The sequence below is a fragment of the Variovorax sp. Varisp41 genome, from assembly GCF_047325085.1.
Taxonomy (GTDB): Bacteria; Pseudomonadota; Gammaproteobacteria; order Burkholderiales; family Burkholderiaceae_C; genus Variovorax.
The window spans coordinates 1,297,507-1,323,658 of record NZ_CP168540.1 but is presented as its reverse complement, the minus strand read 5'-3'; the positions used below and the strand labels follow the sequence as shown (position 1 = coordinate 1,323,658).

At 69.2% G+C, this 26,152-nt stretch carries 27 protein-coding genes; 14 read left to right on the top strand and 13 right to left on the bottom strand.

Features of this window, described 5'->3' with window-relative positions; translation table 11 throughout:
• Nucleotides 1–8 precede the first annotated feature (8 nt).
• The 4 genes from infB to typA all read left to right on the top strand — a co-directional run bounded on the left by infB (nt 9) and on the right by typA (nt 6,336).
• Nucleotides 9–3,032 (top strand): translation initiation factor IF-2, encoded by a 3,024-nt coding sequence (gene infB, locus ACEN9J_RS06085; protein WP_057591715.1) that lies wholly within the window; start codon nt 9–11, stop codon nt 3,030–3,032.
• A gap of 144 nt (nt 3,033–3,176) precedes the next feature.
• The gene (rbfA, locus tag ACEN9J_RS06080; protein WP_057591714.1) at nt 3,177–3,548 is read left to right on the top strand and encodes a 30S ribosome-binding factor RbfA; all 372 of its coding nucleotides are present in this window, start codon (nt 3,177–3,179) and stop codon (nt 3,546–3,548) included.
• A 2-nt stretch (nt 3,549–3,550) separates the two neighbouring features.
• A complete protein-coding gene (truB, locus tag ACEN9J_RS06075; RefSeq protein ID WP_413763602.1) occupies nt 3,551–4,507 on the top strand; it encodes a tRNA pseudouridine(55) synthase TruB in 957 nt (318 codons plus the stop codon).
• Entirely contained in the window at nt 4,504–6,336 is a 1,833-nt protein-coding gene (typA, locus tag ACEN9J_RS06070) for a translational GTPase TypA (protein ID WP_261205840.1), read from the top strand. The genes truB and typA overlap by 4 nt, the downstream gene beginning before the upstream one ends.
• A 42-nt stretch (nt 6,337–6,378) precedes the next feature.
• Here the strand turns inward: typA and ACEN9J_RS06065 are convergent, their stop codons facing one another.
• From ACEN9J_RS06065 to ACEN9J_RS06035, 7 genes are all read right to left on the bottom strand, one after another.
• Nucleotides 6,379–8,310, bottom strand: coding sequence for a hypothetical protein (locus ACEN9J_RS06065; protein ID WP_413763601.1), 1,932 nt, complete (start codon nt 8,308–8,310; stop codon nt 6,379–6,381).
• Between the two features lie 114 nt (nt 8,311–8,424).
• The gene (locus ACEN9J_RS06060; RefSeq protein ID WP_057591710.1) at nt 8,425–8,820 is read right to left on the bottom strand and encodes an ATP-binding protein; all 396 of its coding nucleotides are present in this window, start codon (nt 8,818–8,820) and stop codon (nt 8,425–8,427) included.
• 79 nt (nt 8,821–8,899) lie between these two features.
• The gene (locus ACEN9J_RS06055; RefSeq protein WP_413763600.1) at nt 8,900–9,718 is read right to left on the bottom strand and encodes an anti-sigma factor family protein; all 819 of its coding nucleotides are present in this window, start codon (nt 9,716–9,718) and stop codon (nt 8,900–8,902) included.
• Nucleotides 9,719–9,722: 4 nt separating this feature from the next.
• Nucleotides 9,723–10,274, bottom strand: a complete 552-nt coding sequence (locus ACEN9J_RS06050) for an RNA polymerase sigma factor (RefSeq protein ID WP_413763599.1) — start codon at nt 10,272–10,274, stop codon at nt 9,723–9,725.
• A gap of 21 nt (nt 10,275–10,295) precedes the next feature.
• Entirely contained in the window at nt 10,296–10,679 is a 384-nt protein-coding gene (locus tag ACEN9J_RS06045; protein ID WP_296732031.1) for a hypothetical protein, read from the bottom strand.
• Nucleotides 10,680–10,777: 98 nt separating this feature from the next.
• Nucleotides 10,778–11,254, bottom strand: coding sequence for an SsrA-binding protein SmpB (smpB, locus tag ACEN9J_RS06040; protein ID WP_057591776.1), 477 nt, complete (start codon nt 11,252–11,254; stop codon nt 10,778–10,780).
• Nucleotides 11,255–11,339: 85 nt separating this feature from the next.
• The gene (locus ACEN9J_RS06035; RefSeq protein ID WP_413763598.1) at nt 11,340–12,338 is read right to left on the bottom strand and encodes an AraC family transcriptional regulator; all 999 of its coding nucleotides are present in this window, start codon (nt 12,336–12,338) and stop codon (nt 11,340–11,342) included.
• 132 nt (nt 12,339–12,470) lie between these two features.
• Between ACEN9J_RS06035 and ACEN9J_RS06030 the strand changes: the two genes are divergently transcribed.
• The 6 genes from ACEN9J_RS06030 to ACEN9J_RS06005 all read left to right on the top strand — a co-directional run bounded on the left by ACEN9J_RS06030 (nt 12,471) and on the right by ACEN9J_RS06005 (nt 17,300).
• A complete protein-coding gene (locus tag ACEN9J_RS06030) occupies nt 12,471–13,259 on the top strand; it encodes an SDR family oxidoreductase (RefSeq protein ID WP_413763597.1) in 789 nt (262 codons plus the stop codon).
• 51 nt (nt 13,260–13,310) lie between these two features.
• A complete protein-coding gene (locus ACEN9J_RS06025; protein WP_413763596.1) occupies nt 13,311–14,585 on the top strand; it encodes a styrene monooxygenase/indole monooxygenase family protein in 1,275 nt (424 codons plus the stop codon).
• A gap of 2 nt (nt 14,586–14,587) precedes the next feature.
• Nucleotides 14,588–15,130, top strand: a complete 543-nt coding sequence (locus ACEN9J_RS06020; RefSeq protein ID WP_057591703.1) for a flavin reductase family protein — start codon at nt 14,588–14,590, stop codon at nt 15,128–15,130.
• Nucleotides 15,131–15,181: 51 nt separating this feature from the next.
• Entirely contained in the window at nt 15,182–16,420 is a 1,239-nt protein-coding gene (locus tag ACEN9J_RS06015) for a dienelactone hydrolase family protein (protein ID WP_413763595.1), read from the top strand.
• 90 nt (nt 16,421–16,510) lie between these two features.
• On the top strand, nt 16,511–16,957 hold the full coding sequence (locus ACEN9J_RS06010; protein WP_057591701.1) for a type II toxin-antitoxin system RatA family toxin: 447 nt from the start codon (nt 16,511–16,513) through the stop codon (nt 16,955–16,957).
• 7 nt (nt 16,958–16,964) lie between these two features.
• On the top strand, nt 16,965–17,300 hold the full coding sequence (locus ACEN9J_RS06005; protein WP_261205831.1) for an RnfH family protein: 336 nt from the start codon (nt 16,965–16,967) through the stop codon (nt 17,298–17,300).
• 15 nt (nt 17,301–17,315) lie between these two features.
• On the opposite strand, the gene ACEN9J_RS06000 is transcribed toward ACEN9J_RS06005, so the two are convergent.
• Nucleotides 17,316–17,834 (bottom strand): DUF4124 domain-containing protein, encoded by a 519-nt coding sequence (locus ACEN9J_RS06000; protein ID WP_261205830.1) that lies wholly within the window; start codon nt 17,832–17,834, stop codon nt 17,316–17,318.
• A 209-nt stretch (nt 17,835–18,043) separates the two neighbouring features.
• On the opposite strand from ACEN9J_RS06000, the gene guaB reads away from it, so the two are divergent.
• The 4 genes from guaB to guaA all read left to right on the top strand — a co-directional run bounded on the left by guaB (nt 18,044) and on the right by guaA (nt 21,914).
• Nucleotides 18,044–19,513 (top strand): IMP dehydrogenase, encoded by a 1,470-nt coding sequence (gene guaB / locus ACEN9J_RS05995; protein ID WP_261205829.1) that lies wholly within the window; start codon nt 18,044–18,046, stop codon nt 19,511–19,513.
• A 91-nt stretch (nt 19,514–19,604) separates the two neighbouring features.
• Nucleotides 19,605–19,853 carry a type II toxin-antitoxin system Phd/YefM family antitoxin gene (locus tag ACEN9J_RS05990; protein WP_057591697.1) on the top strand — a complete coding sequence of 83 codons (249 nt, stop codon included), beginning with the start codon at nt 19,605–19,607 and terminating at the stop codon, nt 19,851–19,853.
• On the top strand, nt 19,850–20,284 hold the full coding sequence (locus ACEN9J_RS05985) for a type II toxin-antitoxin system VapC family toxin (RefSeq protein WP_057591696.1): 435 nt from the start codon (nt 19,850–19,852) through the stop codon (nt 20,282–20,284). Before ACEN9J_RS05990 ends, ACEN9J_RS05985 begins: the two co-directional genes overlap by 4 nt.
• 10 nt (nt 20,285–20,294) lie before the next feature.
• Complete coding sequence (gene guaA, locus ACEN9J_RS05980) at nt 20,295–21,914, top strand: glutamine-hydrolyzing GMP synthase (protein ID WP_209545026.1); 1,620 nt, start codon at nt 20,295–20,297, stop codon at nt 21,912–21,914.
• An 11-nt stretch (nt 21,915–21,925) separates the two neighbouring features.
• Here the strand turns inward: guaA and ACEN9J_RS05975 are convergent, their stop codons facing one another.
• From ACEN9J_RS05975 to ACEN9J_RS05955, 5 genes are all read right to left on the bottom strand, one after another.
• Entirely contained in the window at nt 21,926–22,897 is a 972-nt protein-coding gene (locus ACEN9J_RS05975) for a zinc-dependent alcohol dehydrogenase family protein (protein ID WP_413763594.1), read from the bottom strand.
• Between the two features lie 64 nt (nt 22,898–22,961).
• Nucleotides 22,962–23,264: an ArsR/SmtB family transcription factor gene (locus ACEN9J_RS05970; RefSeq protein WP_093341792.1), complete on the bottom strand. Its 303-nt coding sequence runs from the start codon at nt 23,262–23,264 to the stop codon at nt 22,962–22,964.
• Between the two features lie 54 nt (nt 23,265–23,318).
• The gene (locus ACEN9J_RS05965; protein WP_413763593.1) at nt 23,319–24,356 is read right to left on the bottom strand and encodes an MBL fold metallo-hydrolase; all 1,038 of its coding nucleotides are present in this window, start codon (nt 24,354–24,356) and stop codon (nt 23,319–23,321) included.
• Between the two features lie 35 nt (nt 24,357–24,391).
• Complete coding sequence (locus ACEN9J_RS05960; protein ID WP_057591691.1) at nt 24,392–24,982, bottom strand: TetR/AcrR family transcriptional regulator; 591 nt, start codon at nt 24,980–24,982, stop codon at nt 24,392–24,394.
• Between the two features lie 199 nt (nt 24,983–25,181).
• Nucleotides 25,182–26,126, bottom strand: a complete 945-nt coding sequence (locus tag ACEN9J_RS05955) for an ornithine cyclodeaminase family protein (protein WP_413764546.1) — start codon at nt 26,124–26,126, stop codon at nt 25,182–25,184.
• Nucleotides 26,127–26,152 lie beyond the last annotated feature (26 nt).

Here is a 26,152-nt window from a genome sequence, read left to right as displayed (position 1 = left end):
AAACGAATATGTCCAGTACCACTGTCGCCGAGTTCGCGAATGAACTCAAGAAGACTCCCGAAACCTTGCTCGACCAGCTTCGCAGCGCCGGTGTGCCCAAAGCGGCCGCCAGCGACGCACTGACCGAGTCGGACAAGCAGCGCCTGCTCGGTTTCCTGAAGGCCAGCCACGGCACCGTCGAGCCCGAGCGCAAGAAGATCACGTTGACCAAGAAGTCGACCAGCGAGATCAAGCAGGCGGACGCCACCGGCCGCGCCCGCACGATCCAGGTCGAGGTGCGCAAGAAGCGCACCTTCATCCAGCGCGACGAAGGCCCCGCGGGTGCCGTCGAGGCTCCGGCGCCGGTGGCTGCCGCGCCCGTCGCCGCTCCGGCCGAGCCGGCCGCGCCGCGCATCGATGAAGCCGAACTCGCCCGTCGCGAGGAGGAAGCCCGCCGCCAGGCCGAGCTGATCCGTCGCCAGGAAGAAGAGCTGGCCGAGAAGCGCCGCCAGCGCGAGGAAGCCGAAGCCCGCGAACGCGAGAAGGTGGAACGCGCCGAGCAGGCCGAACAGGCCGAGCAGGCACGCCAGGAAGCCGCGCAGGCGGCTCGCCAGGAAGCCCAGAAGAAGGCCGAGACCGAGGCCGAAGCGGCCAAGCCGGTCGTTCGCAGCTCCGCCAACAGCGCCGCCAAGGCCGAGGCCGAAGTCGCCGCGCTGAAGGAAGCCGCGGAGGCGCAGGTCGCCGCCGCCAAGCAGGCCGCCGAGGCCAAGGCCACGGCCCAGGCCGCCGCCACGCAGGCCAAGGAAGACGCGAAGGCCAAGGCCGCCGCCGAATCGAAGGCCCGTGCCGACGAGGAAGCCGCGCGTGCGCGCGACCTCGACGAGCGCCGCCGCAAGGCCCTGGCCGAGGCCGAAGCCATCCGCGCAATGATGAATGCGCCGGCCCGCGTGCTGGTGCCGCACAAGGCCGAGAAGCCCGCCGAGGTCAAGCCCGCCGGTGGCGTCAAGGGCACGCTGCACAAGCCGACCGCGCCCGCGGCCCGCGCCGGGGCTCCGGCCGCGCCGGGTGCCGCCACGGCGGCGCCCGCCGGCGGTGCCGCCGGCAAGGAAGTGAAGTCGGCCAAGCTCTCGTCGAGCTGGGCCGGCGACACCGCCAAGAAGAAGGAAATCAAGACCCGCGGCGACGCGAGCGGCGGCGTGGGCCGTGGCAACTGGCGCGGCGGTCCGCGCGGGCGCCGTGGCAACGACCGTGGCCACGACGACCAGCAGCACGCACCGGCGGCGCCGGTCGAGGCCCGCATCATCGAGGTGCACGTGCCGGAAACCATCACGGTGTCCGAGCTCGCGCACAAGATGTCGGTCAAGGCCTCCGAGGTGATCAAGCAGCTCATGAAGCTGGGCCAGATGGCCACGATCAACCAGGCGCTCGACCAGGACACCGCGATGATCGTGGTGGAGGAAATGGGTCACAACGCGGTGGTTGCCGCGCTCGACGATCCCGAAGCCTTCACCGACGAGGACGTGTCGGCGCAAACGGCGGAAGCCCTGCCGCGCGCACCGGTCGTGACCGTCATGGGCCACGTCGACCACGGCAAGACCTCGCTGCTGGACTACATCCGCCGCGCCAAGGTGGCCGCGGGCGAAGCCGGCGGCATCACGCAGCACATCGGTGCCTACCATGTGGAAACCGAACGCGGCATGGTGTCCTTCCTCGACACCCCGGGTCACGAGGCGTTCACCGCCATGCGTGCCCGCGGTGCGCAGGCCACCGACATCGTGATCCTGGTGGTGGCGGCCGACGACGGCGTCATGCCCCAGACCAAGGAAGCCATCAAGCACGCGAAGGCGGCGGGTGTGCCGATCGTGGTCGCGATCAACAAGATCGACAAGCCCGATGCCAACCTGGACCGCGTGAAGCAGGAACTGGTGGCCGAGGAGGTGGTGCCCGAAGAGTACGGCGGCGACGTTCCGTTCGTCGGCGTCTCGGCCAAGACCGGCCAGGGCATCGACGACCTGCTTGAGCAGGTGCTGCTGCAGGCCGAAGTGCTGGAACTCAAGGCGCCGGTGGATGCCGCCGCCAAGGGCCTGGTGATCGAAGCCCAGCTCGACAAGGGCCGCGGCCCGGTCGCGACCGTGCTGGTGCAGTCCGGCACGCTCAAGACCGGCGACGTGGTGCTGGCCGGCTCGACCTATGGCCGTGTGCGCGCCATGCTCGACGAGGACGGCAAGCCGACCAAGACGGCCGGTCCGTCGATCCCGGTCGAGATCCAGGGCCTGACCGAAGTGCCGCAGGCCGGCGACGAGTTCATGGTGATGGGCGACGAGCGTCGTGCGCGCGAAATCGCGACCTACCGTGCCGGCAAGTTCCGCAACACCAAGCTGGCGAAGGCCCAGGCCGCGAACCTGCAGAACATGTTCTCCGACCTGTCGGCGGGCGAGGTGCAGACGCTGCGCATCATCATCAAGGCCGACGTGCAGGGCTCGCAGGAAGCGCTCGCGCAATCGCTGCTCAAGCTCGCGACCGACGAGGTCAAGGTGCAGGTGGTGTATGCGGGCGTGGGCGGTATCAGCGAAAGCGACATCAACCTCGCGATCGCCTCGAAGGCGGTGGTGATCGGCTTCAACGTGCGTGCCGATGCCGGCGCGCGCAAGCTGGCCGAAGGCAATGGTGTCCAGCTGAACTACTACAGCATCATTTACGACGCGGTGGACGAGATCAAGGTCGCCATGTCGGGCATGCTGGCGCCGGAGCGCCGCGAGGAAGTCATCGGCTCGGCCGAGATCCGCACGGTGTTCGTGGCCTCGAAGATCGGTACCGTGGCCGGCTCGTACGTCACCTCGGGCTATGTCACCCGCAGCTCGCACTTCCGCCTGCTGCGCGACAACGTGGTGGTCTACACCGGCGAAGTCGACTCGCTCAAGCGCATGAAGGACGATGTCCGCGAAGTGCGCGAAGGCTTCGAGTGCGGTATCAAGCTCAAGAACTACAACGACATCAAAGAGGGCGATCAGCTCGAGTTCTTCGAAATCAAGGAGATCGCGCGGACCCTGTAATACGGACAACCGAACGCAGAAGTCGCGAAGGTCTCGCAGAAGTCGCAGAAGCAAGAAAGAGGTTTCTTCTGCTGCTTCTGCGACCTCTGCGCAGTCTTCGCGGCTTCTGCGTTCTGAATCCGATGTCGCTCCCGCATTCCTGACATGCCCAAAAGAAAAGCCGCTACTCCCAACCGCGCCTTCAAGGTCGCCGATCAGATCCAGCGCGATCTGACGGAGCTGATCGCGCGCGAGTTGAAGGACCCGCGCGTGGGCATGGTCACGTTGCAGGCGGTCGAGGTCACGCCCGACTATGCGCATGCGAAGGTCTTCTTCAGCCTGCTCACCGGCGACGTGGCCGAGACCACCGAAGCGCTCAACCAGGCCGCGGGCTTCCTGCGCAACGGCCTGTTCAAGCGCCTGCACATCCACACCGTGCCCACGCTGCACTTCGTGTTCGACCGCACCACCGAGCGTGCCGCCGACATGAACGCGCTGATCGCGCAGGCCGTCGCTTCGCGTTCGAAAGACGACTAGCCATGAATGCGCCACGCACAAGGGTGCAGCGGCGCCCTGTGCATGGGGTGTTGCTGCTCGACAAACCGCTGGGACTGTCCAGCAACCAGGCCTTGCAGAAGGCCAAGTGGCTGCTGCGCGCCGAGAAGGCGGGCCACACCGGCACGCTCGATCCGCTGGCCACCGGCGTGCTGCCGCTGTGCTTCGGCGCCGCCACCAAGTTCAGCCAGCTGCACCTCGACGCCGACAAGACCTACGTCGCCACCGCGCGGCTGGGCATCCGTACCGCCACCGGCGATGCCGAGGGCGAGGTGATCGCCGAACGCCCGGTCCAGGTCGCGGCCGAGGACCTGGCGCGCGCCGAGGCCCTGTTCACCGGCCCGATCCGCCAGGTGCCGCCGATGCACAGCGCGCTCAAGAAGGACGGCAAGGCACTCTATGAATACGCGCGCGAGGGCATCGAGGTCGAGCGCGCGCCGCGCGACGTCGTCATCCACGCGCTGAAGATCGCGCAGACCGCGGCCGCTGCCATCCGCATCGAGGCCTCGGTCAGCAAGGGCACCTACATCCGCACCCTGGGCGAAGATATCGGCGAGGCGCTGGGCTGCGGCGCCCACCTGAGCTCGCTGCGCCGCACCGCCACCGGCGGCTTCGTGGCGGCCCAGTGCATCACGCTCGAGGCCCTGGAAGCCATGGACGAGGACGAGCGGCTGGCCCGGTTGTTGCCTGCCGAATGCCTGGTCGAGGGCCACACGATCGTCACGCTGGGCAGCGAGGATGCAGGGCGCTTTCTGTCCGGCCTGCGTCGGCGCGGGCCGTGGGCCGATGCGGCCCGGGTCGCGGTGTTCGGCGAATCGCCTCCGGCCTTCCTCGGCACGGCCCACGTGGCCGCCCATGAACTGATCCCGGGGCGCTTGCTGAACCCCATCGAAATCCAGCAAATTCTTTTGAACGCACCACAGACCGAAGCGACACCATGACCAAGCAAATCCGCAATATCGCCATCATTGCCCACGTGGACCATGGCAAGACCACGATGGTCGACCAGCTGCTGCGCCAATCGGGCACCTTCGCCGAGCACGAGAAGGTCGTCGACACGGTGATGGACAACAACGCGATCGAAAAGGAACGTGGCATCACGATCCTGGCGAAGAACTGCGCCGTGACCTGGCAGGGCACGCACATCAACATCGTCGACACCCCCGGCCACGCGGACTTCGGCGGTGAAGTGGAACGCGCGCTGTCGATGGTCGACGGCGTGGTGCTGCTGATCGACGCGCAGGAAGGCCCGATGCCGCAGACGCGCTTCGTGACCAAGAAGGCGCTGGCCCTGGGCCTGAAGCCCATCCTGGTGGTGAACAAGGTCGACAAGCCCGGTGCCAACCCCGACAAGGTGGTCAACGCCGCCTTCGACCTGTTCGACAAGCTCGGCGCGACCGACGAGCAGCTCGACTTCCCCGTGGTCTACGCCTCGGGCATCAACGGCTGGTCCTCGCTCGAGGAAGGTGCGCCCGGCGAGCAGTGGGGCCCGGACATGTCGGCCCTGTTCGACACCATCCTGAAGCACGTGCCCTCGCAGAAGGGCGACCCGGCCGCGCCGCTGCAGCTGCAGATCTCGGCCCTCGACTTCTCGACCTTCGTCGGCCGCATCGGCGTGGGCCGCATCAGCCAGGGCACCCTGAAGCCGATGATGGACGTGCTGGTGATGGAAGGCCCGGACGGCCAGTCCATCAAGGGCCGCATCAACCAGGTGCTGACCTTCCAGGGCCTGGACCGCGTGCAGGCCACCGAAGCCGGCCCGGGCGAGATCGTGCTGATCAACGGCATCGCCGACATCGGCATCGGCGTCACGGTGACCGACCCCGCGAACCCGGCGCCGCTGCCGATGCTCAAGGTCGACGAGCCCACGCTGACCATGAACTTCTGCGTCAACACCAGCCCGCTGGCCGGCCGCGAAGGCAAGTACGTCACCAGCCGCCAGATCTGGGACCGCCTGCAGAAGGAACTGCAGCACAACGTGGCACTGCGGGTGAACGAGACCGACGAGGAAGGCGTGTTCGAGGTCATGGGCCGCGGCGAACTGCACCTGACCATCCTGCTGGAGAACATGCGCCGCGAAGGCTACGAGATGGCCGTCTCGAAGCCGCGCGTGGTGTTCCGCAACGTCAACGGCGAGAAGCACGAGCCGATCGAGCTGGTGACGGCGGACATCGAGGAGCAGCACCAGGGCGGCGTGATGCAGGCCCTGGGCGAGCGCAAGGGCGAGCTGGTCAACATGGAACCGGACGGCCGTGGCCGCGTGCGCCTCGAGTACCGCATCCCGGCGCGTGGCCTGATCGGCTTCACCAACGAATTCCTGAACCTGACGCGCGGTTCGGGCCTGATCAGCAACATCTTCGACAGCTACGAGCCGCACAAGGGCGAGATCGGCAGCCGCAAGAACGGCGTGCTGATCTCGATGGACGACGGTGAAATCTTCACCTACGCCCTCGGCAAGCTCGACGACCGCGGCCGCATGTTCGTGAAGGCGAACGATCCGGTCTACGAAGGCATGATCGTCGGCATCCACAGCCGCGACAACGACCTGGTGGTGAACGCCACCCGCACCAAGCAGCTCACGAACTTCCGCGTCTCGGGCAAGGAAGACGCGATCAAGATCACGCCGCCGATCGACCTCACGCTCGAGTACGGCGTCGAGTTCATCGAGGACGACGAGCTGGTCGAGATCACGCCCAAGAGCGTGCGCCTGCGCAAGCGCTTCCTGAAGGAACACGAGCGCAAGCGCGCGAGCCGCGAATCGGCCGTCTGAGGACGGTCGCCGCGCCCCGGCCGGCCAGGCCGGGCGCGGCGCTCAGCGCGCCACCTTCGGTGGCGGCAGCTTCGGCAGCACGATCTGCGGCGGGGGCGGTGGCGGCTCGGGCAGCTCGAGCGGTCCCAAGGCGGCATCGGTCGCGCCCTGTTTGTGAAGCCGTGCCTCGACCACCGCCATCGCGAAGCGTCGATCGAAATCCCCATCCACGCGCCAGACGCCGATGTCGTCGGGCGCCAGCGTGATTTCGGCGCGCAGCGGCAGCGACGCCGCGCCGCTGGCGCGCACGCCGCCGATGGCGCCGAGCCGGCGGTCGTCGTAGACCATCACCACCGGGCAGACCTGCTGCTGCCCGTCCCCGGCCTGGCAGGCGCCGGCGGGCTCGACTTCGGTCAGCGCGAGCCTGGGGTCGGGGTCGATCGTCATGAGCGGCATTTCGCGCAGCGCGCGCAGGCGTTCCTGCAGGGTCTTGGGCGCCCGCATGCGCGCTTCCAGGTTGTCCACGCCTTCGCGCAGCGCGTCCGCGAGCGCCGGCCGGCCGACCGGCTCGGCGTTGTGCTGCGGGCGGCCTTCGGCATCGAGCGCACCGAAGCGCGCCTCGACGATCGCCGCCTCGGCGCCGCGCACCACCGTGCCGCCGCCCGAGCCGCCGCTGTCGGACCCGATGGTGAAGCCGATGGCCTCGGTCTTCCCGTCGCGCGACAGCGTGGCCAGGCAGCCGCGCACGTTGTCGGCCTTGAGAAAGCCGATCTCGCGCAGCGCGCTCACGCGGGCCTCGACGCCGGGCTCGGAACGCAGCCGCTCGTCGTTGCTGGTGCTCGATACCAGGCCGTCGAGCTCGCGCCGTGCCAGGTCGCTGTTGCAGGCCGGCAGGCCGTTCAGCTGCCACAGGTAGGCGCCCGCCGCGCCGACCATCGCGATCACCGCGAGCACGCCGAGCCAGCGCGGCGGGCGCAGCCCCGTCGAGCGCTTGCGCGTCGCGGCCTTCGAACTCGCGGTCTCGGCCGCGATGCGCTCGCGCGCCTGCGCGATGATCTGTCGCCGCTCGTCGGCGCCGACGAAGGCCGGCTCGGCCTCCACGCGCGCGGCGATGGCCTCGAAGCGCTCTTCCTCGAGCCAGCCGTCGGTCACCAGCCAGGCGAGGGCGGTGGCCGGGTCGGCGCGCTTGTCGGACACCAGCGGCACCCACGGCAGCGCCTCCTCGAGGTCCTCGGCGTCGAGCAGGCCGTCGTCGCGCAGCGCCTGCACCACCGCATGCGAGAGGCCGAGCGCGCCGGCCTCGAGCAGTTCCTCGGATTCGTCGAGCGTGTCCTCCGCATCCTCGGCCGCCGATTCGCCGTGGGCCGCGACGATGCGCTCGACCAGCGCGTCTTCGTCCTCGTTCTCGACCGGCAGCAGCCCGCGCAGTCGCATCCAGGCATAGGCATGGGCCGGCGTCGGCGGCCTGGGCAGGCTCGCGTATTCGGGATGGGCGCGCGCGGTGGCGAGCCGGGGCGCGTCGACCAGGCCCTGGAGGACCAGCGCCTCGAAGGGCTCGGGGTCGAGCCAGGCATGCGTGGCCTCGGGGTCGGGCTCGGCGCCGCCGACCGGCACGCGCTCCAGTGCCTCGTCGCGCGCATCGGCGTCGATGCGGCCGTGGGCATGCAGCGCGAGCACGGCCTCGCGCACGATGCCGCGCTCGCCGAGCCGGTGCAGCGCCTCGGCCTGTTCGGCGACTGCCACGGCCTCGTCGCGCGTGCCGCGGTCGAGGGCGTTGCGCTCGACGCGCCGGTCGAGCTGGATGCGCAGCACGTGCGAGGCCACGGGGTCGATCAGCCCCTGCTGCTGCATCCAGTCCAGCGCGTGCGCCGGGCTCGGCAGCGCCGGCAGCGTGGGGAAGCCGGGATGGGCCAGCACGGCATCGTGCTGCTCGTCGGTGATCAATCCTAGGGGCAGCAGGGCGGCGAAGGCGTCGAGGTTGGCGTTCAGGGGCATCGGGTCATTCTGCCGCCTGCGCGCGGCGGGTCCGGAAACGAAAAAGGCGGCCGCTGCGGGCCGCCTTCCTGGCGTGGATCGCCCGGGCGCGAGCCCCGGGCGATGGGCGCTGTCTCAGGGACGCGCGAGCTTCCAGGCGCCGTTGGCGAAGCCGTCGCCGGTCTTGTCGCCCGGCTTGGCATCCTTGGCCCAGTAGTACAGCGGCCAGCCCTTGTAGGCCCATTGGCGCTTGCCGTCCTCGCGGATGATGATGGTGTAGCCACCCATCGGCTTGGCGGTTTCGGCCACGCCCAGCGGCGGCCAGTTGGTCGCGCACTGGCCGTTGCAGGCCGAGGTGCCCGAACCGGCGGCATCCTTGGTGAAGGTGTAGAGCGTCATGCCGTTCGGGCCGACGAGCACGCCGTCGGCGGTGCGCGTCGGGGTGTCGGGCGCGCTGGCGCTCTGGTTGGACATGCTGCCGCAGCCGGCGAGCAGGGCGGCCGCGAGGATCGAGGCGCTGAGCAATTTCATGCAGTTTCTCCTTCGTTGAGTGATCGCGAACATGGAAATGGGGGGATGCATGCGCGAACCGGCCGAGTGTATGCCGCGCTCAAGACAGATCCCGGTAGGCCAGCGTCGCCAGTTTCATCAGCGTTTCGCGCGGCAGCCGGCCGGCCACCGCGTAGCCGAATCCCTGGTCGACCCAGTAGAAGCTGGGCACGGCGCCCTCGGCGGCGAAGCGGAAGGCGGTCTCGGGCGCGGGGGCTGGCGGGCCGCCCGCGGTCTTGGGATCGAGCTGGCCGACATAGAGCGTGACGCGCTCGCCGGCCGCGTCCTCGAACATGAACTGGGCCCGCGCGCCGTTCTCGCCGGGCAGCAGCCGCCCGCCGACCAGCGTGTAGCCCAGGGTCGAGAAGTCCGGCACCTTGAGCGGCCGATCGAGCCGGCGCGACAGCCACTGCACCAGGTGCTGCTGCTCGGCCGCGGCCACCTCGACCGGATGGCGTTTTTCGGGCGTGTAGACCTGGTGCGCGAGCGAGGCCGCATGGACGAACTCGCGCACCGCCGGCGCGCGCGCCAGCGTGGTGCCCGGCCGCTGGCTGGCGCTCCATTGGGCATTGCCGAGCCAGCCGGCGCCGAAGGCGACCAGCAGGCCGGCCGCGATGCCGCCCCAGCGCCACCAGCCGTCGCGCGGCGCGGCCTCGCGTTCGAGCACGGCCGACAGGTGGGCCGGCACGGGCTCGTGGAGCAGTTCGGCATGCAGCTGCCGCAGCGTGTCGCGCTGCGCCTGCCAGAGCGAGACCCGCGCCGCGAGGGCCGGATCGTCCGCCAGCGCGGCCTCGACGGCGGCGCGGCGCTCGGGCGCGAGCCGACCGTCGACCCAGGCATGCAGTTCGTCGTCGGAAGGGGGCGGGGCGGGGCGGTTCATGGCGTTACTTGAGGCGGCGCAGGCCGGGGCGCGGGGCCGCACTGCCCGCCAGTGTGCCCGCCGCCGCGCCGGATGCGGCCGCGCCGTCGAGCAGTTCCTGCAGCCGCACGCGGGCGCGCGACAGCCGCGACATCACGGTGCCCAGCGGAATGCCGAGCACTTTCGCGACCTCGGCATAGGACAGGTCCTCGAGCGTCACCAGCAGCAGCACGGCGCGTTGCTCTTCCGGCAGCTGCAGCAGGCAGCGCTGCAGGTCGAGGCGCACGCCGTGGTCGCGGCCGGGGTCGACGCCGCCCTGCTGTTCGGGCGGCAGCTCGTCGAGCGGCACGGCCGCATGCGGCGGCGGCGCGCGGCGCACCTGGCTCGCGAAGAGGTTGTGCATGATCGCGAACAGCCAGGCGCGCAGGTCGCTGCCCGCCACCCACAGCCGCCACTTGCTGCAGGCGCGCTCGAGCGTGTCCTGCACCAGGTCGTCGGCCGCCCAGGCATTGCCGGTCAGCGCGCGCGCATAGCGGCGCAGGCCGGGAATGTGCGGGGCGAGCTGGCGGGCGTCCATGGAAGGCGGGAAGGCCCGGGCTCAGGGCTTGGCGGTCTTCCAGCTGCCGTTGACGCCGTCGCCGGTCTTGTCGCCGGGCTTGGTGTCCTTGATCCAGTAGTACAACGGCCAGCCCTTGGCGGCCCACTGCTTCTTGCCGTCGTCGCGCGTGACGATGCTGAAGTCGCCCGCGGCCTTGTCGCCGTCGGCCGCCATGTACGGCGGCCAGTTGGTGGCGCACTGGCCGTTGCAGACCGACTTGCCGTTGCCGGCCGTGTCCTTGTCGAAGGTGTAGAGGGTCATGCCGTTGGGGCCGACCAGGGCGCCGTCGGCGGCCTTGGGTTGGGCCGCGGCGGGCAGCGAGAGCAGGGAGGCGGCCAGCAGCGTGGCGGCGAGGAAGGGAAGATGGCGCGAGGTCAGCGGCATGGAAGAGCTCCTGGTTGTGGCGCCGGACGATCCGGCGACACCTGCATGAACGCCCGCGGCGCCGCGTTTATTCCATGGCCGCGCAAAAAAACGCGAACTCAGCGGCTGCGGCTCTTCATCGCGCGCTCGACCTCGCGCTTGCCTTCGCGGTCCTTGATGGTGTCGCGCTTGTCGTGCTCGGCCTTGCCCTTGGCCAGCGCGATCTCGCACTTCACCTTGCCGGCTTTCCAGTGCAGGTTCAGCGGCACCAGGGTGTAGCCCTTCTGCTCGACCTTGCCGGTCAGGCGGCGGATCTCTTCCTTGTGCAGCAGCAGCTTCTTGGTGCGCACCGAGTCGGGCGTCACGTGGGTCGAGGCGCTCTTGAGCGGGTTGATCTGGCAGCCCAGCACGAACATCTCGCCGTCGCGGATCACCACGTAGCCGTCGGTGAGCTGCACCTTGCCTTCGCGCAGCGCCTTCACTTCCCAGCCTTCCAGCACCATGCCGGCCTCGAAGCGTTCCTCGAAGAAATAGTTGTACGCCGCCTTCTTGTTGTCGGCGATGCGGGAGGAGGTGTCTTGTTTCTTGGTGGCCATCGTTGTCATTTGGGGGCGCATGGCGCCCGGACAACCGCCCGGCATGCACAGGGCGTGGATTCTATGAAAGTGGCCGCGGGTGCCTTCAGCGGTGCCGCTGCAGCGTGCGATGGGGCGATTCGCCGAAGCGGCGCGCGTAGTCCTGCGCGAAGCGCCCGAGGTGGGCGAAGCCGAACTGCAGCGCGACCGAGGTCACGGTGGTGTCGGCGCCCGGGTCGCTCAGGCGTTCGTGCACCGCGAGCAGCCGCCGCTCGCGCAGGTAGGCCATCGGCGTCTGGCCCGCATGCTGGCGGAACGCCACCTGCAGGCTGCGCACGCACAGCCCGCTGGCCGAGGCGATCTCGTCGACCGTGAGCGCATCGGGCAGGTGCGCCTCGATGTACTCGCGGGCGCGGCGCAGCGCGCGCGGCGAGACGTCGCCGCGCTCGGCGCCCAGCCGTCCGCTCTGGTTGTGCGGCAACTGGCCCAGCAGGGTGTGGATCAGGCCCGATTCGGCCTGGGCCAGGAAGGGCGTGGTCAGCGGCGTGCGCCCGCACGAGAGTTCCTGCGCGAGGAACTCGACCAGGTGCTTCACGCTCGCGCCCGCGCCCTCGTCGAGCGCGATCTCGGGCTCGAACTCCAGCGGCCGCGCGCCGGCCGGCTCGCCGCACAGCGATTCCCAGTGGCGCTGCACCACCGCCTTGCCGATCTTCACGATCAGGTGCGGTGTGTCGTCGCCCCAGCGCATGCGCAGCGGCTGGCTCGGCGAGGCCAGCGAGGCCCGGTGCGCGTCGGAGGTGAAGCTCTGGCCGGCCCATTCGATGCGGGCGTTGCCCCTGAGCGGGATCTGCAGCAGATAGAAGTCGCCGAGGCAGCCGGGATCGATCTCGACCTCGGCGCCGTACTGCACGTAGTTCAGCGAGATGTCGCCCAGCGGCGCGACGTGGTGGCGCGCGTCGAAACGCGAGCTGCCGTGGCCCAGGTGCAGCCGGTGCGGACAGAAGATGCGCGCCACCTCGTCGCGCGCCTCGTCGAGGTCGGGCGTGGCGATGACGGCATAGCGCGACAGGGGAAGCGAGGCCGATGCAGCGACAGCGTGTTCCATGCGGGGCGGCGTGGGGGCAGCGAATAAATGCGTTTTGCGGACAGCGGCTGCGCAATCCGGATTGGGGGCTGAATCCTTCAAATCTAAAGTAACTGCAAGCAATTGACAACGGGACCAACCAGGAGAAAAGGCATGAGCGACAAGGACTTGCAGGACAGGACGGTGCTCGTCACCGGTGGCGCGACCCTCATCGGTGCGGGCGTGGCCCGTTGCCTGCGCGATGCCGGTGCACGCGTGGTGCTGGCCGACATCGACGTGGCGCGCGGCGAGGCGGTGGCGCGCGAGATCGGTGCGACATTCATCGCCACCGACATCACCGACGACGCCGCCGTGCAGGCCTGCGTCGAGCAGGCGGCCGATGCCGAGGGCCGCATCCACGCGCTCGTGAACCTGGCCTGCAGCTACCTCGACAACGGTCTGGCCTCGCCGCGCGGCGAATGGCAGACCGCGCTCGACGTCAACGTGGTCTCGGCCGTGATGATGGCGCGCGCCACGCTGCCCTTCATGCAGACCGCGGGCGGCGGCGCCATCGTCAACTTCACCTCGATCTCCTCGGGCGTGGCCCAGACCGGCCGCTGGCTCTATCCGGTGAGCAAGGCCGCGCTGGTGCAGCTCACGCGCAACATGGCGCTGGACCTGGCGCCGATGAAGGTGCGCGTCAACTCGGTGTCGCCGGGCTGGACCTGGTCGGCCGTGATGGACCAGCTCACCGGCGGCGACCGCGCCAGGACCGACGCGGTGGCCAGGCCCTTCCACATGCTCGGCCGCGTCGGCGACCCGGTCGAGGTCGGCCACGTGGTGGCCTTCCTGTGCTCGCACAAGGCCTCGTTCGTCACCGGCGCCGACTGGGCCGTGGACGGCGGCTATTCGGCCCTGGGCCCGGAGCAGGGCGAGCCGGCCATTCCCAAGCTCGCGGCCTGAAGGCGGCCGGCGCATCCCTTTCATCACCCCACCCACGAACGAGGCATACCCATGAGCAACATCGCATCGCAGGGCGCCAAGCCGCGCCGTTTCATGATCGTCGGCGCGGGCCAGTCGGGCCTGCAACTGGCGCTGGGCCTCCAGCGCGAGGGCCACGAGGTGACCGTGGTCTCGAACCGCAGCGCCGAGGACATCGCAACCGGCCGCGTGATGTCGAGCCAGTGCATGTTCGACGCCAGCCTGCAGATCGAACGCGACCTCGGCATCGACCAGTGGGCCGACGCTTGCCCGCCGGTCGAGGGCATCGGCTTCGCCGTGCCGCATCCCGAGAAGCCCGGCGAGAAGCTGCTCGGCTGGTCGCACCGCCTCGACGCGCCCGCGCGCTCGGTCGACCAGCGCGTGAAGGTGCCGGCCTGGATGAAGACCTTCGAGGAACGCGGCGGGCAGATCCTGTTCCAGGACGCGGGCATCGAGGACCTCGAGCGTTGGACCCAGTCGCACGACCTGGTGATCGTGGCGGCCGGCAAGGGCGAGATCGCGCAGATGTTCGAGCGCGACGCGCAGCGCTCGCCCTACGACAAGCCGCAGCGCGCGCTGGTCCTGACCTATGTGCACGGCATGACGCCGCGCCCCGAGTACTCGGCCGTCAACTTCAACCTGATCCCCGGCGTCGGCGAGTACTTCGTGTTCCCCGCGCTGACCGTGACGGGGCCGTGCGAGATCATGGTGTTCGAGGGCGTGCCCGGCGGCCCGATGGACTGTTGGTCCGACGTGAAGACGCCCGCGCAGCACCTCGAGCGCTCGCTGTCGATCCTCGACACCTTCACGCCCTGGGAGGCCGAGCGTTGCCGCGACGTGCGCCTGACCGACGACAACGGCATCCTGGCCGGCCGCTTCGCGCCCACGGTGCGCAAGCCGGTCGGGCGGCTGCCCTCGGGCCGCGCCGTGCTCGGCATGGGCGACGTGGTGTGCCTCAACGACCCGATCACCGGCCAGGGTTCGAACAACGCCGCCAAGTGCGCCGATGCCTACCTGCGCGCCATCCTCGCGCAGGGCGAGGGCGCCTTCGACGCGGACTTCATGCAGTCGGCCTTCGACGGCTACTGGCGCTATGCGCGTCACGTCGTCGAGTGGACCAACGCGATGCTGCAGCCGCCGCCCCCGCACGTGCTCGAGGTGCTGGGCGCGGCCCAGGGCAACGCGGCCGTGGCACGGCGCTTCGTCAACGGCTTCAACGATCCGCGCGACTACGCCGAGTTCTTCATGACGCCCGACGCGAGCAGCGCCTACCTGCGCTCGCTGGCGCCGCAACCGGAGGCGGCCTGACCATGCGCGGCGAGTTCCGGGCCATCGAGTCGCTGCGCTGCGAGCCCAACGTGGGCGCGGGCGACTTCCGGCGCGCCATGCGCTGCCTGGTCGGCGCCGTGACCGTGGTCACGAGCACCGACGGGCAGACGCCCGTGGGCCTCACGGCCACGGCCGTGACCTCGTTCTCGGCCGAACCCGCGCGCATCCTGGCCTGCGTCAACCTGCAGGGCAGCAGCTTCCGCACCATCGCGCAGAGCCGCCGCATGGCGGTCAACCTGCTCGCGCTCGACCAGTCGGCGCTGGCGCTGGCCTTCTCGCGCCAGGGCGAGGCCGGCGAGCGCTTCGATCCCGCGCACTGGGAGACGCTGGTGACCGGCGCGCCCGTGCTGCGCGGCGCGCTCGCGGTGTTCGACTGCGTGGTCGACGAGATGATGGTGGCGCACAGCCACGCGATGCTGATCGGCGAGGTCAAGGCCGCGCGCATCACCGATGCGCAGGGCCTGCCGCTGCTCTATGCCTGCGGCCAGTTCACCACCCTGCGCGACGAGTGCGTGCCGGCCTGAGCGCCGGCCGCACCACCCCACGACTCAGAGATTCGAAACAAGGAGAAAGACATGACAGCTCAGAAGGGCCGCTGGCTGCAGGTGCCGGCCATCGACGGCAGCGGCAGCTTCCGCGCCTACCTCGCCACCCCGGCCTCGGGCAAGGGCCCCGGCATCGTGCTGGCGCAGGAGATCTTCGGCGTCAACGCCACCATGCGGCAGGTGGCCGACTACTACGCGGAGGAAGGCTACGTGGTGCTCGCGCCCGACCTGTTCTGGCGCCAGCAGCCCGAGGTCGAACTCGGCTATGCGCCCGACGACTGGCAGAAGGCCTTCGCGCTCTACCAGGGCTTCGACGAGGACAAGGGCACCGAGGACGTGGCCGCTTCGCTGGCGCTGCTGCGCTCGCTGCCCGAGCAGCAGGGCAAGGCCGGCGTGCTGGGCTTCTGCATGGGCGGCAAGCTCGCCTACCTCGCGGCCTGCCGCACCGATGCCGACGTCTGCGTGGGCTACTACGGCGTGGGCATCGAGCAGCGGCTCGAGGAAGCCGACCGCATCCAGGGCCGGCTGGTGCTGCACATCCCCGAGCTCGACGGCTTCTGCCCGCCCGAGGCGCGCTCGCGCATCGTCGAGGCGCTAGTCGCGCGGCCTGGGTGCGAGCTCTATGTCTATCCGGGCGTCGACCATGCCTTCGCACGGCTGGGCGGCGACCACTACCACAAGCCTTCGGCGCTGATGGCGCACGAGCGCAGCGTGGCCGCGTTCCGCCGCGAGATGGGGCCGCACTACGACTTCTCGGCGCTGTGGGACAAGCACTGCGAGTACGAGTTCGCCACCCGCAACGTGGCCGACACCATGGCCACCATGGTGGCCGAGCCCTACGTCAACCACATCCCGACCATGACCGGCGGCGTGGGGCACGCGATGCTGAGCCGCTTCTACCAGCACCATTTCGTGAACAGCAATCCGCCCGACACGCGGCTGGTGCCGATCTCGCGCACCGTGGGCGCGACGCAGATCGTCGACGAGATCCTGTTCAGCTTCACCCACACCTGCGAGATCGACTGGCTGCTGCCCGGCGTGGCGCCCACGGGCAGGCCGGTGGAGATTCCGCTGGTGGCGATCGTGAAGTTCCGTGGCGACAAGCTCTACCATGAGCACATCTACTGGGACCAGGCGAGCGTGCTGGTGCAGGTGGGACTGCTCGATCCGAAGGGCCTGCCGGTGGCCGGCGTCGAAACCGCGCGCAAGCTGCTCGACGAGACGCAGCCCTCGAACACGCTGATGACGGCCTGGTCGCGGTCGGGCTGAGAGGACTGGACTAGAGAGCGGGCTCCCGTCCCGCGAGAGGAGGGAGCCACGGAGGCTCCCTACAATGAATCGGTCTCTCGATCCGATTCAATGAAAACAGTCAACAAGTCCGTTCTCATCTGGTACAGCGCCGAAGAGATGTACGCGCTGGTCACCGATGTGGCGAAGTACCCCCAGTTCCTGCCCTGGTGCGACAAGGCGCGCGTCATCGAGCAGGACGAGGCCGGCATGACCGCCGAGGTCGGCCTGGCCTTCGCGGGCCTGCACCAGAGCTTCACCACGCGCAACACCCACGTGCCCGGCCGCGAGGTGCAGCTCAAGCTGGTCGACGGGCCGTTCTCCAACCTCGACGGCAACTGGAAATTCGTGCCCGTGGGCGAGGGCGGCGAACGCGCCTGCCGCGTCGAGCTGCACCTGAGCTACGGCTTCAGCAACTTCGCGCTGCAGGCCCTCGTGGGCCCGGTGTTCGACACCATCGCCTCGAGCCTGGTCGAGGCCTTCGTCAAGCGCGCCGAGCAGGTCTACGGCGCGTCTTGAGCCACCGATGATCGAGGTGACCCTGAGCTGCTCGCCGGCGCCGCGCGAGGTGTTCGAGGAGCCGCTGCGCCTCGCCGCCGGCGCCACCGTGAACGATGCGATCCGCGCCAGCACCCTGGCGCAACGTTTTCCAGCGCTCGATTGGCGCGAGACGATGACGCCCGGCATCTGGGGCCGCAGCGCCGACTGGGACGATGCCCTCGAAGACGGCGATCGCGTCGAGCTGTGCCGCGCGCTCGAGGTCGATCCGAAGGTGGCGCGGCGCGAGCGTTTCCAGCGGCAGGGCGCGCGCGGCACCGGGTTGTTCGCCAACCGGCGCCAGGGCGGCAAGGCGGGGTACTGACCCGCTCGGCGCGGCTTACTTGCAGTCGCTGTCGATCACCGACTGCAGCCGGCGCTGCTCGGCCACGCGCTGGTTGTCGTCGAGGATCTCGCGCTCGCCCTTGGCGTTGACGCGCGCGATGCGCATGCCGCTGTCCATGGTGGCCTTGCTCTCGCGGGCGCGGCTGCAGTTCTCGGCCTTGGCCTTGGCGAGCTTCGCGGCCTCGGCGGCCTGCTTGGCCTTCTCGTCGGCCTCGGCCTTCTTCGTCTTTTCCTCGAGGTCCTTGTCGACCGTCGGCGCCTTCGGGGTGGCCGGCGCGGCGGGGGCTTCGGCCGGCTTGTCGGTGGTGGCCGTGCCCTCGGGCGCCGCCACGCCCGAGCCGGTGCGCGCCGGCGGGCCGGCGCGGCGCACGATGTTCTTCTCGGGAATGTCGGTCGGCGGCGGCTGGTCGCTGAAGACCTTCTTGCCGTTTTTGTCGATCCATTGCCACTGGGCATCCGCGGCCAGGGGCAGCAGGCAGATCGATCCGAGCAGGAGGCTGAGCAGGAACTTCATGGGGCGCAAGTCTAGCGATGCCTTACGTTTTGCAACAGGCAGTGATTGGTTTTCGCCGCGGTCCGCAGACCGGGCAGCGGGCAGTGGGCAAATGGCGACGCGGGATGCGACGGCCGGGCGATAGGCCCGCACCGCGCGGGGCCGAGCCGCGCTGAGCCCGGCAGCATACCCCGCCGCCTCGTTACAATCCGTCTTTTGGAGCCTCACCCATGCGCCTTCTCGGCAAAGCGCTCACCTTCGACGATGTGTTGCTGGTGCCAGCGTTCTCCCAGGTCCTGCCCAAGGACACCTCCCTCGCCACCAAATTCTCCCGAAACATCACGCTGAACATCCCGCTCGTCTCGGCGGCGATGGACACCGTGACCGAAGCCCGCCTCGCGATCGCCATCGCGCAGGAAGGCGGCATCGGGATCGTGCACAAGAACCTCACCGCGCAGCAGCAGGCCGCCGAAGTGGCCAAGGTCAAGCGCTACGAGTCGGGCGTGCTGCGCGACCCGGTGGTGATCACGCCGACGCACTCGGTGCGGCAGGTGATGGCGCTGTCGGACCAGCTCGGCATCTCGGGCTTCCCGGTGGTCGACGCCGGCAAGGTCGTGGGCATCGTGACCGGGCGCGACCTGCGCTTCGAGAGCCGCTACGACGTGCCCGTGAGCGAGATCATGACGCAGCGCGAGAAGCTGATCACCGTGCCCGACGGCACCACGCTGGCCGAGGCCAAGGCGCTGCTCAACAAGCACAAGCTCGAGCGCCTGCTGGTGATCAACAGCGACTGGGAGCTCAAGGGCCTGATCACCGTCAAGGACATCACCAAGCAGACCACCTTCCCCAATGCCGCGCGCGACCCCTCGGGCCGCCTGCGCGTGGGTGCGGCGGTCGGCGTGGGCGAGGGCACCGAGGAGCGCGTCGAGGCACTGGTCAAGGCCGGCGTCGATGCCATCGTGGTCGACACCGCGCACGGCCACAGCAAGGGCGTGATCGACCGCGTGCGCTGGGTCAAGCAGAACTATCCGCAGATCGACGTGATCGGCGGCAACATCGCCACCGGCGACGCGGCCCGCGCGCTGGCCGAGGCCGGTGCCGACGCGGTCAAGGTCGGCATCGGCCCGGGCTCGATCTGCACCACCCGCATCGTGGCCGGCGTGGGTGTGCCGCAGATCATGGCGGTCGACAGCGTCGCCACCGCGCTGCAGGGCACGGGCGTGCCGCTGATCTCCGACGGCGGCGTGCGCTACTCGGGCGACATCGCCAAGGCCATCGCGGCCGGCGCCAGCACCGTGATGATGGGCAGCATGTTCGCCGGCACCGAAGAGGCGCCCGGCGAGATCGTGCTGTACCAGGGCCGCAGCTACAAGAGCTACCGCGGCATGGGCTCCATCGGCGCGATGCAGCAGGGCAGTGCCGACCGGTACTTCCAGGAATCGACCACCGGCAATCCCAACACCGACAAGCTCGTGCCCGAGGGCATCGAGGGCCGCGTGCCCTACAAGGGCTCGATCGTCTCGATCATCTACCAGATGGCCGGCGGCGTTCGCGCCAGCATGGGCTACTGCGGCTGCGGCACCATCGAAGAGATGAAGAACAAGGCAGAGTTCGTCGAGATCACCACCGCCGGCATCCGCGAGAGCCACGTCCACGACGTGCAGATCACGAAGGAAGCGCCGAACTACCGCGCCGAGTAAACGCGGTGTCCGAACCTGATTCTGGCCAGACCTTGAAAGTCGGGCCAGATCAGGTTTAGAATTCGGGCCAGATTCAAATTTTCTGGCCCCAATGCAATCCATCGGCATCGCTGAAGCCAAGAACAACTTCTCGGCCCTGATCGACTCGGTCGAGAAGGGCGAGGAGGTGCGCATCACCCGCCACGGCAAGGAGGTGGTGCGCATGCTGCCGGTGCGGCGCAAGCCGGTCATCACCGACGAGCAGATCGCGCGCGAACTGGGCCAGATCGACGCGCTGCATGCCGCCATCCTTCCAGGCACCTCGGCCGGCGCGCTGCTGAACCAGGGCCGCCAGCCATGACCGCCTTCGTCATGGACGCCTCGGTCACCGCCGCCTGGCTGCTGCCCGACCACGCCAACGAACACACACGCAGGCTCTACGCCGCCATCCGCCGCGACGAGGTCGAGCCGCAGGCGCCCAATGCCTGGCAGTGGGAGTGCGCCAACGTCATCGCCAACGGCGTGCGCAGCGGCCGCATCCCGTCCTCGGCCGTCGAGGGCCTGTGGAGCGTGCTCGATGCCATCCGCCATCGCGTCGAGCTGCACGAGCTCGCGCCGGCCCAGCACAAGGCCGTGCTCGCCGTCGCCATCGATGCCGGCGTCTCGCTCTATGCCGCGGGCTACCTCTGGCTCGCGCGCTCGCTCGGTCTTCCGCTCGCCACCTTCGACGAGCAACTCATCCAGGCGGCGCCGCAAGCGGGCGTCCGGCTGTTCGACATTTCAACGCTCTGAGTCCCAGCCCATGCAACACGACAAGATCCTCATCCTCGACTTCGGCTCGCAGGTCACCCAGCTCATCGCGCGCCGCGTGCGCGAGGCCCATGTGCTCAGCGAAGTGCATCCCTGCGACGTCAGCGACGAGTGGGTGCGCGAGTACGCGGCCGACGGCCACCTCAAGGGCGTGATCCTCTCGGGCAGCCATGCCAGCGTGTACGAGGAGACCACCGACAAGTGCCCGCAGGCCGTGTTCGACCTCGGCATTCCCGTGCTCGGCATCTGCTACGGCATGCAGACCATGGCGCACCAGCTCGGCGGCAAGGTCGAGGGCGGCCACAAGCGCGAGTTCGGCTTCGCCGCTGTGCGCGCCCATGGCCACACCGCGCTGCTCAAGGAGATCGCCGACTTCGCCACGCCCGAGGGCCACGGCATGCTCAACGTGTGGATGAGCCATGGCGACAAGGTGACCGAGCTACCGCCGGGCTTCAAGCTCATGGCCAGCACCGACAGCTGCCCCATCGCCGGCATGGCCGACGAGGCGCGCCGCTACTACGCCGTGCAGTTCCATCCCGAGGTCACCCACACCGTGCAGGGCAAGGCCATCCTCGAGCGCTTCGTGCTCGGCATCTGCGAAGCGAAGCCCGACTGGGTCATGCGCGACCACATCGCCGAGGCCGTGCAGAAGATCCGTGAGCAGGTGGGCGACGAGGAGGTCATCCTCGGCCTCTCGGGTGGCGTCGATTCGAGCGTGGCCGCCGCGCTGATCCACCGCGCCATCGGCGACCAGCTCACCTGCGTCTTCGTCGACCACGGCCTGCTGCGCCTCAACGAAGGCGACATGGTCATGGAGATGTTCGAGGGCAAGCTGCACGCCAAGGTCATCCGCGTCGATGCGAGCGAGCTGTTCCTCGGCAAGCTCGCCGGCGTGAGCGACCCCGAAGCCAAGCGCAAGATCATCGGCGGCGAGTTCGTCACCGTGTTCAAGCAGGAAGCCGCCAAGCTCAAGGCCGGCGACGGCGGCCACAAGGGCGCCACCTTCCTCGCGCAAGGCACCATCTACCCCGACGTCATCGAGAGCGGCGGTGCCAAGAGCAAGAAGGCCGTCACCATCAAGAGCCACCACAACGTCGGCGGCCTGCCCGAGCAACTCGGCCTGAAGCTGCTCGAGCCGCTGCGCGACCTGTTCAAGGACGAGGTGCGCGAACTCGGTGTCGCGCTCGGCCTGCCGCCCGAGATGGTCTACCGCCATCCGTTCCCCGGCCCGGGCCTGGGCGTGCGCATCCTCGGCGAAGTGAAGAAGGAATACGCCGACCTGCTGCGCCGCGCCGATGCGATCTTCATCGAGGAACTGCGCAACTTCACCGACGCCGAGACCGGCAAGACCTGGTACGACCTCACGAGCCAGGCCTTCACCGTGTTCCTGCCGGTGAAGAGCGTCGGCGTGATGGGCGACGGCCGCACCTACGACTACGTCGTCGCGCTGCGTGCCGTGCAGACCAGCGACTTCATGACCGCCGACTGGGCCGAGCTGCCGTATGCGCTGCTCAAGAAGGTGTCGGGGCGGATCATCAACGAGGTGCGGGGGATCAATCGGGTGACTTACGACGTGTCCAGCAAGCCGCCGGCGACGATTGAGTGGGAGTGAGATCGGGGCTTTCAAGAGGCCGAGGGCCCGACGGTGATCGCGATCTTTCCCCGCACCCCGTTGTTGGGACTTTCCAGCCGCGCATGGGCAAGCGGAATGTCGGCCAGCGAATAGACGGCACCCACATGCGGCCGTAGCTGCCCGCGCTCGATCAAGGCGCTCAACTCGTCGAGCTTGCCGCGGTTCTGTCGCGTGAAGACGAAGTGGTAGCTCGCGTTCTTGCCCCAGGCCTGAACGAGGTTCTGCGGCCGGGCGATGTCCACGATGCTGACGACGCGGCCGAGCTGGGCCAGCGCGTCGGGGCTGCGCGACAGGGTGTCGCCGCCGATGGTGTCGAACACGACATCGACGCCGCGGCCACCCGTCTCGCGCAGGACGGCGTCGACGTAGTCCTCCTTCTCGTAGTCGATGAGCACATCGGCACCCAGGCTGCGTGCGAACTCGAAGTTGGCTTGACGCACGGTGGTGAACACCCGGGCTCCGATGGCTCTGGCGAGCTGGATCGCCACGTGGCCGACGCCTCCCGCGCCGCCGTGCACGAGGATGCTTTCGCCCACCCTGAGCGCCGCGCGCACGACCAGTGCTTCCCACGCCGTGCCGCCCACCAGGGTCAGGCTCGCCGCCTCGAGATGGCTCAGCGAGGAGGGCTTCTTTCCGACGATGCCTTGGGCGGCGACGTGGTACTCGGCATAGCTGCCCGGCCCGTCGAAGATTTGCGGCGTGTACCAGACCTCGTCTCCGGGAGAGAAGGCCGTCACGCCCGGCCCGACTTCTTCGACCACGCCCGATACGTCGTGGCCGGTGATGGCCGGCAGCGGCACCAGGTCGGGATAGTCGCCGCGCCGGACCTGGTAGTCCAAGGGATTGATGGAGGTCGCATGGACGCGGACCAGGACCTGTCCCGCCTGGGGCACAGGGCGGGGCAGGTCGCACAGTTCGAACGCTTCGGGGCCACCGAACGATGTGAGTCTCAGGGCTTTCATGGCATGTCCTTCATTTCTGTAAAAAGGGATATCGGGAATTTCCGATGTTTCAGGGTAAAAAATGTCAAAGCTCCTTGCCGATGATTTCGGCAAGGGCGCTGATGGTTGCCTCGTTGCGCTTGTAGTAGGTCCACTGGCCGATGCGCCGGACTTCGACCAGGCCCGCTCGCTGCAGGGTCGCCAGATAGTCCGACACCGTCGACTGCGACAGCCCGACGCCTTCCTGGATGCTGCTGACGCAGACGCCCACCGTCAGGACGTCGCCTTCGTCCTGCGGCGGGAAGTTCTTCGCGGGATCCTTCAAGCCCTTGAGGATGTCGAGGCGCGTCCGGTTCGAGAGGGCCTTGAAGACTTCGAGCAGTTCCATGCGCCGATCGTATCGGAATTTACCGATATCCCAATGCCGACGCCGCGATGCCCCTCAGTTCCCGCCGGCCACCCACCACGCACGCCCCGTGCGCGGCGCCTCCAACGCCACCCGTTCCCCCATCACCGGCGTGGCCAGCTTCACATCGCGCGCCTGTGCCAGCGCCTGGATGCGCTCGAATGGCTCGTTCCAGGCATGCATCGCCAGGTCGAAGGTGCCGTTGTGCACCGGCAGCAGCCAGCGCCCGCGCAGGTCCAGGTGGGCCTGCAGCGTCTGCTCGGGCTGCATGTGGACGTCGGCCCATTGCCTGTCGTAGGCACCGGTCTCGAGCAGGGTCACGTCGAAGGGACCGTAGCGATCGCCGATGGTCTTGAAGTCGGCGTGGTAGCCGGTGTCGCCGCTGAAGAAGAGCCGCAGGTCGCCGGCCAGGATCACCCATGAAGCCCACAGGGTGCGGTCTTCGTCGAGCAGGGTGCGGCCCGAGAAGTGCTGCGCGGGCACGGCCGCGAGGCGGATGCCGCCGACGGTGGTCTCGTCCCACCAGTCGAGCTGCCGCACCCGCGCCGGGTCGACGCCCCAGCCGATCAGGCGGTCGCCCACGCCGAGCGGGGTGACGAACACCTCGACCTTCGGCGCGAGGCGCGCGATGGCTGCGCGGTCCAGGTGGTCGAAGTGGTCGTGCGAGAGGATCACGCCCTTGATCGGCGGCAGGTCGTCGATGTCGATCGGCGGCGCATGGAAGCGCTTGGGCCCCGCCCATTGCACCGGCGACGCACGCTCGGAGAACACGGGGTCGGTGAGCCAGAACTCGCCGTCGAGCTTGAGCAGCAGGGTCGAATGGCCGAGGCGGTAGAGGCTGCGGTCCGGCGCCGCGAGCAGTGCCGCAGTGGTCAGCGGCCGCACCGGGATCGGGGTGCTCGGCACAGTGGTGTCGCTCTTGCCGGTCAGGACGCGCCAGCCGATCGCCACGGTCTTCAGAAAACCCATCGGCGTGCGCGGCACGACGTTGCGATAGACGCCGTTGCGTTGCTGCGGCGACTGGGGATGGGCCGTGGGTCGCGAACCGCAGGCACAAAGCGAGAAGGTGGACATGGCGAGGACTCCGTTCGTGAACAGGTGGAAGGGGCTCAGGCGCCGGCCGCCGGGCCGGGACGGCCGCAGACGAGGCGCACGGCGGTGCGGATGCCGGCCTGGTACTCGGCCGGCGTGCGGGCGTAGTGCTTGAGGCCGTGCGAGGCGGCATACAGGTGCTGCGCGAGCGCCTTGGCCGTGAGGCCGGCGCCGCGCCAGGGCACGGCGTCGCCGCTGGACTGGATGGCGCGCGCCAGCTCCTTGGGAACGGCCTGGTCGAACTCCTCGAGCACCGGGCCGACCAGCTCGCGCGCGGTCGCGACGATCTCGTTCATGTGCTCGAGCGACATCTGCGAACCGTCGTTCTGCGCATGCAGCGCCGCGAAGGCGCCGACCAGGCGCTCCTCGATCGGCAGCTCCTCGCGCGCCAGCGCGGCCCGCATGGCCGCGAGGCCGCGTTCCGCGAACCAGGTGACGGCCTGCTTGAAGAGTTCGTCCTTCGCGCTGAAGTGCAGGTAGAGGCCCTGGCGCGAGATGCCGGCGGCGCGCGCGAGGTCGTCCATCGAGGTCTTGCGGTAGCCGTAGCGCAGGAAGACGCCGATCGCGGCTTCCATGATCGCGACGCGCCGGTCGGGGGTGGGGGCCATCAGCGGGGCGCTCCGGCGGGGCCGAAGGAGATCGGGGACAGCGAAGGCATGGGGCGAACTCGACGGTGAGGGTGGATGTTCAAGGTCCCCGCCGGTCGACACGCCGCGAAGCTCGGCCGCCGGTCCGCGAGGACAGACGTCGAACTTTACAGTATTGATCTATTTTGTCAATTTGGTGTGGGGGTCGAAACCCCGCTGCTCACGCGGTTTCAATGCTCTCGTAGACGAGGATCGCCGCCGCGAGATCCTCGAGCGCCGTACCCACGGCCTTGAAGACGGTTCGTCCATCGGACTCGGTGCGCCCCCGCACCCGGCCCGCGGCCAGGTCGGCCAGCTCTCCCGCCACGTCCGCCGCCGCGAACACGCCGCGCGACATCGGACCGAGCAGCTCGCCGCTCTTCTGCAGTGCCTCCCGCGTGTCGATGAAAAGCTTCGCGCCGACGAACGCGGTGTCGTCGGCCTCGCGCATCTGCGGCGTGAAGCTGCCGATCAGGTCGAGGTGGCCGTGCGGCCGCAGCCAGGCCCCCTCGATCACCGGCTGCGTCGCGAGCGTGGCGCAGCTCACGATGTCGGCCTCGCTCGCGGCCTGGCCGAGGTCGGTGGCGACGAAGGCATCGATATCTTGCGCGTGGAGGCGCGCGGCGAGTTCCTTCGCCGCCACTTCGTTGCGATCCCAGACCGCCACACGCTCGATCGGCCGCACGGTGCGAAACGCCTCGGGAACCAGGCCACCGACACGGCCGCAACCGACGACGAGCAGGCTGCGCGCCTTTGCGGGCGCGAGGTAGGAGGCGGCGAGGGCCGATGCGGCGGCGGTACGGCGCGAGGTGATCTCGTTGCCATCGATCTGCGCCAGCGGCTCGCCGGTGCGCGCGTCGTAGAGCGTGTAGGTCGAGAACAGACCGGGCAGGCCGCGTTTGGCATTGCCCGGGAAGATGTTCACCGTCTTGATGCCCAGGTAGCGGCCCTCCTGCCACGCCGGCATGATCAGCACGGTCCCGCCCGCTTGCGCGCCCTGGCCGGCAAGCGCATGCACATGCCGCAACGGCACTTCGCAGCCGGCGACGAACATGTCGCGCAGCGCGGGAATCAGGCGCTCGAAGCGCAGGGCGCGGCGGGTGGTTTCGGTATCGATGGTTCTCATGGGGCTATGGGGCGGAAACGGAGGGC